The sequence below is a fragment of the Porticoccus sp. genome (assembly GCF_041592135.1).
In the GTDB taxonomy this organism is placed as follows: domain Bacteria; phylum Pseudomonadota; class Gammaproteobacteria; order Pseudomonadales; family Porticoccaceae; genus Porticoccus.
In genome coordinates, this window is record NZ_JBFHQR010000015.1 from 24,296 (window position 1) to 30,460 (window position 6,165).

A 6,165-nucleotide genomic window follows, 5' to 3' on the forward strand; every position below is an offset into this window, starting at 1 on the left:
TGTCCAGTGGCGGGGCGGCCAGCTTGTGCCGACCGGCAAGGGCGGGAATTGTCTCACCGGCCGGTGCCGGGTGTCAGCAATTTTGAGCGGGGCACCAGAATGGCGTCATTGTTGAGATCTCGGTCATGGTTGAAGTCGCGGTCGATTTTGTCGCCCGGCGAGTGGCGGGGGCGGTCTTGCCGGTTGGGGCGGAACGGGTAGCGCCCCCGATAGGGGCCGGCGTAGGGGTAATAGCCGTGATAGTACTCTTCGCGGTAGATCAGCGGCGGGGTTGCCGCGCGCTGTCTGGCCTGCTCCAGTTCCTGCTCGGCGCGGCGGGCGCGCTCCCGCTCCTCGCGGTCCTGTTTCAGTCGCTCGGTGACATTGGCCATCTGCTCGATGTGGGCATCTGACCGCTGTTGGGCGCTGTCGCCGTCACCGGTGGTGGATGGCAGGTTCAGGGTTTCCAGCAGCAGGGTATCCGCCACCGGCGTATCGCTGTAGACGATGTTGCCGTTGGCATCGACCGATTTGTAAATGGTCTGTCCCGCGGCGGCTGCCGCGGTCCATGCCAGTACCAGTAAAAGCAGTGCTCGCCGTTTCATCGCAGTGGTTGTTTGTCCTGTTTGCGCGGTTCTACTGAATTGGACAGCCTCGCAGTGGCAAAGTTGTGGAGGGGGCAATCTTCACAGAATGGTCATGTTTTGTACACGCGGCTGTCACAGTGCGGCCCTAGTGTGTCCATTATGACAACGATAAAAGCCTTACAAACATTGCACTCCCTCGATGTCGCCACCTTCTCGCGCATCGTCCAATGGAATACCCGGCGCAGCCTGTGCCGCCTGGCCCGGCTGGTGTCCGCCAGCGCCGACGGCTGGCCCTACCTGGCCATTCCCCTGGTACTGGCGCTGATCTCACCCTCCCTGGCATGGCAGGTATTGATGGTGCTGGCGACCGGATTCGTCATCGAGCGGCTCAGCTACTACCTGCTGAAAAACAGCTTCAAGCGCAACCGGCCGCCCAATGTGATCCCCGGTTTCCAGAGCGTGATTACCGCCTCCGACGAGTTCAGCTTTCCCTCGGGCCACACCTCGGGGGCGTTTCTGATGGCCACGGTGCTGGTGTTGCTGTTGCCCATGGGTGTTGCCGGCTACCTCTATGGCTGGGCCTCCCTAGTGGCACTGTCGCGGGTGGTGCTAGGGGTTCACTTTCCTCTGGATACGGTAGCGGGCGCCCTGCTCGGCAGCAGTATCGGTTGGTGGGCGGTTCAACTGATCACAGTATAAGCGAGTCTATCTTGAAAATTTTCTACGGTGTTCAGGGAACTGGCAATGGCCATCTCTCCCGTGCCCGGGCCATGTGCCGGGCCCTGTCGCAATACCCGGATGTCGAGGTGACATGGCTGTTTTCCGGCCGCCCCCGTGACCAGTACTTCGACATGCAGACATTCGGCGATTTCCAGTGCCGCGGGGGACTGACATTCCACTCCCGGGCGGGGCGGGTACAGCCGCTGAAAACCCTGCGCCATGTGGATTTGCTCGGCCTGCGCCGGGATATCCGCGCCCTGGACCTGAGCGGTTACGACCTGGTGATCAGCGACTACGAGCCCATCACCGCCCGGGCGGCGAGCCAGCGCGGCCTGCCCTGCGTCGGTATCGGCCACCAGTACGCGTTCTGCCACACCGTGCCCGAGCGCGGCGGCAATCCCCTGGTGCGCGCCATCATGCGCAAGTTTGCGCCGGTCACCATCCCGGTGGGGCTGCACTGGCACCATTTCGAGCAGCCGATCCTGCCGCCCATCGTCGACCTCGATCACGGGCCGCTGGCCGGCCACGGCAGTGAAAACCAGGTGCTGATCTACCTGCCCTTCGAGGATCAGACACCGCTACTGGCGTTATTCCGGCAGTTTCCCGAATACCAGTTCTATATCTACGCGCCGGTGCACCCGTGGCGGGACGATGGCAACCTCCATACGCGCCCCCTGAGCCGCGACGGTTTCCGGCGCGACCTGGCGGACAGCCACTGGGTGATCTGCAATGCCGGTTTTGAGCTGATCAGCGAGGCCCTGCAACTGGGCAAGCGCATTATGGCCAAGCCCCTGGCCGGCCAGTTGGAGCAGTTGTCCAACGCCGCGGCGCTGGAACAGTTGAGTTACGCCTCCGTCGAGGAGCGCATCGACCGGCGCGCGCTGGAGTTCTGGTTTGACTGCGAACCGCAAGTGGCCCGGCCCTGCTACCCCGATGTGGCCGCCGCACTGGCGCACTGGATCTACAGTGGTTGTGTCGACAGTGTCGAGACCCTCAGCCAGCAGCTGTGGTCCGAGTCCGATATCCCGCCGCCGCAATTGAATGTCCGGCAGGTAGCCTGACTCAGGTCTTGATGACGGGAATGTCTTGCCAGCGGGTGGTGTAGGCCGGCGAGCAGTGCTGCTGCCGCATCGGCCAGCCCCGTTGCGCGCCCTCGCTGGCCAGAAAGGCCGTCCCCCGCCCATAGCGCCGATTGATGCCGTCCAGGGTTTGCATCAGCACATCTGAGCGGACTGGCTGGCTGGCCTGGAAAATATCCCCCTGGTGAAACTGTTTCGACACCAGCTCGATCAATCCCACCCCGGCCTTCAGGTAGGCGTGGCCCGGCCGGAAAATACTGCGCACCGCCTGTTGCGCGCTGGCGGCGATCAGCCGACTGTCGTCGCTGGGGTAGGGCAGCTGCACCACCGCGCTGTTGCTGTAGTAGTTGGGCTGGTGGGGCGAGGTGTTGATGACGACGTGGATGGTCAGCGCCAGGTGGTGCTGGGCGCGCAGTTTCTCCGCCGCCCGACCGGCGTACAGGGCCACCGCCCGCAACAGTGGCGGCAGTTCGGTGGGCTTCCGACCAAAGGAGCGGGTGCAGTAAATCTGCTGCTTGTCCGGTGGTACCTCTTCCAGCGCCAGGCAGGCACTGCCGTTCAGCTCTTCGATGGTGCGCTCCACGCAGACACTGAAGCGGCGGCGAATGGTCTTCGGGTCGCTGCTGGCCAGCTCCCAGGCACTGTGAATGCCCATCTCCGCCAGCCGTATTCCAAGGCGCTTGCCGATACCCCACACCCGGGTGGCCGGCACCCGCCGCAATAGCCACTGCCACTTGTGGGGGCTGTCCAGCAGGCAGACGCCGTGCTGGCCGGGAATATTCTTGGCGGCGTAGTTGGCCAGTTTCGCCAATGTCTTGCTGGGGGCGATGCCGACGCTCACCGGCATCCGCACCTGCTGCCAGAGGGCCTGTTTGATGGTCGCACCGTATTCCAGCAAGGGTTGCTGGGTGCCGTCCATATCGAGAAACATCTCGTCGATGCTGTAGATCTCGATGTCCGGGCTGAAGTGGCGCAGGCAGTCCATCACCCGCCGGGAAATATCGCCGTAGAGGCGGAAATTGCCGGAGAACACCGCCACATTGTGGCGTTCCAGCAGCGGGCGAATCTTGAAATAGGCGTGCAGGTCGGGAATGCCGAGGGCCTTGGCCTCCTTCGAGCGGGCGATCACGCAGCCGTCGTTATTGCTCAGCACCACCACCGGTTTGCCGCGCAGCTCGGGGCGGAAAATCTGCTCACAGCTGGCGTAACAGCTGTTGCAGTCGACTAGCGCGAACATCGGTGATGGCGCACCGAGTGGATCACCACCCCCTCGATCAGCAGCTCCGCGTTGTCGTGCAGTTCGATGGGCGGATAGCGCCGGTTGCCGGCCCGCAGCAACTGGTTGTTCAGGTCCAGCACCTTGCAGGTCAGCTCGCCGTCGAGGGCGGCGATCACCACGTCGCCGTGCCGGGGTTGCAGGGCGCGGTCCACAATCAGCAGGTCGCCGTTGAAAATGCCGAAGCCGGTCATGGAATCCCCCTCGGCGCGGGCAAAAAAGGTGGCCGCCGGGTGCTTCACCAGGTAGTCGTGTATATCCAGCGGCGTTTCCACAAAGTCGTCCGCCGGGCTGGGAAAGCCGGCGCGCACCGCCGTGGCGAACAGCGGCAGGGCATCGGGCCGCACATCGGCGGCCGGTTTCAGGGGGGAGGTTTTCATACTGGCAAAATACTGTATATAAAAACAGTATTCAAGGCGGGCGTGAAAATAATCAGCTGCTACAGGCCGCATAACCAAAGCCGTTTACAGCAGTTGCAAGCTGTCGTGGTGATATCCCCTAAGAACCTAATGTTATTACTACTTGTGTCACAGATAACAATTTGCGAGCATCAGCACACTATCATTGCGAAATGGATATGGTATCAGTTTGGACAGAGCCCCCGCCCCCTATCCCCGCGGCCGATCCATGGATCTGCTGTACGTGTTCAACCGCTACTTCTTCGAAAACGAATACATGCACTTCGGCTACTGGGAACACGGCCTGGAGCTGAAGTATGCCAACCTGAAGACCGCCCAGCAGCGCTACGTGGAAGAATTCCAGAAACTGATTCCCGCCGATGTCCACAGCATGCTGGACGTGGGCTGCGGCTCCGGGGAGATGGCCTCGCAGTTTCTCGACAAGGGATACAAGGTCGACTGCGTCTGCCCGCCCACCATCCTCAGCCACTACGCCAGTGAAAAACTGGCGGGCCGCGCCAGCGTCCACGAGGCCAAATTCGAGGACCTGAAGCTCGACGGGCAAAGCTACGACCTCATCTACTTCAGCGAGAGCTTCCAGTTCATCAACATGCGCCGGGCCTTCGAGCAGTGCCGCCGCTACGGCAACCAATACATGCTGGTGGCGGATGTGTTCAGGAAGGACATGCCCGAGCGCGGCCCCATCGGCGGCGGCCACAAGTATCAAGACTTCCTGGCGCTGGTGGAGGAGTTCGGCTTCGAGGAGCTGGCCAATGTCGACGTCACCGAATTCACCGGCCCCGGCTTCGACCTGGAGAGCGACGCCATGGAGAACTTTATCCGCCCGCTGGTGATGGTCATGGGGCGCATCGTCAACGTCAACAACTCGCTGCTGGCCCGCTTCGCCCTGTTTCTCAACCGCAAGCGCCTGCAGCGGCTGCGCACTAAATACCTGGACAACCCCGGCGCCCGCAACCGCGACAGCTTTGCCGAGTACAAGACCTATCGCTTTGTGCTGCTGAAGATACGCTGATGCTAGGCGGCGCCATGGGTGGCGTCAGCGGTAGATACGTGGGGTTGCGCCGGCCGGTGCTGGGGTTAAACTGAATTCTTGCGCGTTATCTGGCTGTGCGGTCGGATAACAGGAAAAGCCGCTTTGTGCTGAAAGGAATCGAGCATGTCTAAACTTTCTCTTCCTTCTCAGTTGCTCATAACAGGATGCCGAATATTGGGTTCGGCAAAGCGCGCGTGCGCCATATACAAATATTATGTGGCTACCAGCGGATCTGACACACTCTTCAATAAATTGACATTTGTCACGTGACAGATTACATTTTGCCAAATGATTAAGACTTTCGCTGATAAGCACACCAAGTCCTTGTATGAAACGGGGAAGTCCAGGAAGTTTCCTCCTGACCTTCACACAAGGGCTTCGAGAAAGTTGGAGTACGTCAACTTGGCTACCTGTCTTGATGATCTTAAGGTGCCACCTGGGAATAAGCTGCATGCGCTCACTGCTGATCGGGAGGGGCAGCATGCTATAGCAATTAATGAACAGTGGCGGATCTGCTTCCGGTTTGAAGATGGTGATGCCTTTGATGTTGAAGTCTTCGACTACCATTAATGAGAGGTGCAACCAATGTCTATTAGCAACACCGGTATCAAGCGCAAACCTACCCATCCGGGTGAAATGCTGCGAGAGGATTTTCTGCCTGATTACGAGTTGACTGTCTCTGGGATGGCTGAGGCCTTAGGTGTGTCACGGCAATCAATTAATGAACTGCTGCGCGAACGGCGAGCCGTCAGCCCTGAAATGGCAATTCGTCTTGGCCGCTTGTTTGGAAATTCTGCTGAATTCTGGCTGAATGCCCAGCGCGCAGTTGATCTTTGGGAGGCGAACCAAGCGCTGAAGTCAGAAGTAGCCCGGATTCGGCCACTAAATGCCGCATAACAATCACAAGCAGACTGACGGCTCCTTCGAAAAAGTCGTACTTGACCCCGCTAACATCGGCGGCGGCCACAAGTATCAAGACTTCCTGGCGCTGGTGGAGGAGTTCGGCTTCGAGGAGCTGGCCAATGTCGACGTCACCGAATTCACCGGCCCCGGCTTCGACCTGGAGAGTGAC

9 protein-coding genes are annotated in these 6,165 nt (G+C 60.4%); 6 read left to right on the forward strand and 3 right to left on the reverse strand.

Annotation, left to right across the window (positions count from 1 at the left end; translation table 11 throughout):
- Positions 1–53: 53 nt before the first annotated feature.
- Entirely contained in the window at positions 54–584 is a 531-nt protein-coding gene (locus tag ABY948_RS03005) for a DUF4124 domain-containing protein (RefSeq protein ID WP_461481029.1), read from the reverse strand.
- Between the two features lie 141 nt (positions 585–725).
- Here ABY948_RS03005 and ABY948_RS03010 point away from each other — a divergent pair, with 141 nt between their 5' ends.
- Both ABY948_RS03010 and ABY948_RS03015 read left to right on the forward strand, forming a co-directional pair.
- Entirely contained in the window at positions 726–1,265 is a 540-nt protein-coding gene (locus ABY948_RS03010) for a phosphatase PAP2 family protein (RefSeq protein WP_461481030.1), read from the forward strand.
- 11 nt (positions 1,266–1,276) lie between these two features.
- Positions 1,277–2,347 (forward strand): MJ1255/VC2487 family glycosyltransferase, encoded by a 1,071-nt coding sequence (locus ABY948_RS03015; protein WP_461481031.1) that lies wholly within the window; start codon positions 1,277–1,279, stop codon positions 2,345–2,347.
- A 1-nt stretch (position 2,348) separates the two neighbouring features.
- Here ABY948_RS03015 and ABY948_RS03020 read toward each other — a convergent pair whose 3' ends face one another.
- Entirely contained in the window at positions 2,349–3,602 is a 1,254-nt protein-coding gene (locus ABY948_RS03020) for a Y-family DNA polymerase (protein ID WP_461481032.1), read from the reverse strand.
- Positions 3,590–4,021: a LexA family protein gene (locus ABY948_RS03025; RefSeq protein ID WP_461481033.1), complete on the reverse strand. Its 432-nt coding sequence runs from the start codon at positions 4,019–4,021 to the stop codon at positions 3,590–3,592. Before ABY948_RS03025 ends, ABY948_RS03020 begins: the two co-directional genes overlap by 13 nt.
- Before the next feature lie 208 nt (positions 4,022–4,229).
- Between ABY948_RS03025 and ABY948_RS03030 the strand changes: the two genes are divergently transcribed.
- The 4 genes from ABY948_RS03030 to ABY948_RS03045 form a co-directional block, all read left to right on the forward strand.
- The gene (locus ABY948_RS03030; RefSeq protein ID WP_461481034.1) at positions 4,230–5,072 is read left to right on the forward strand and encodes a methyltransferase domain-containing protein; all 843 of its coding nucleotides are present in this window, start codon (positions 4,230–4,232) and stop codon (positions 5,070–5,072) included.
- Positions 5,073–5,381: 309 nt separating this feature from the next.
- The gene (locus ABY948_RS03035; protein ID WP_461481035.1) at positions 5,382–5,663 is read left to right on the forward strand and encodes a type II toxin-antitoxin system RelE/ParE family toxin; all 282 of its coding nucleotides are present in this window, start codon (positions 5,382–5,384) and stop codon (positions 5,661–5,663) included.
- A gap of 15 nt (positions 5,664–5,678) precedes the next feature.
- Positions 5,679–5,990 (forward strand): HigA family addiction module antitoxin, encoded by a 312-nt coding sequence (locus ABY948_RS03040; protein WP_461481036.1) that lies wholly within the window; start codon positions 5,679–5,681, stop codon positions 5,988–5,990.
- A partial coding sequence (locus tag ABY948_RS03045) for a hypothetical protein (protein WP_461481037.1) occupies positions 5,980–6,165 on the forward strand: 186 nt, incomplete at its 3' end. The genes ABY948_RS03040 and ABY948_RS03045, both read left to right, overlap by 11 nt.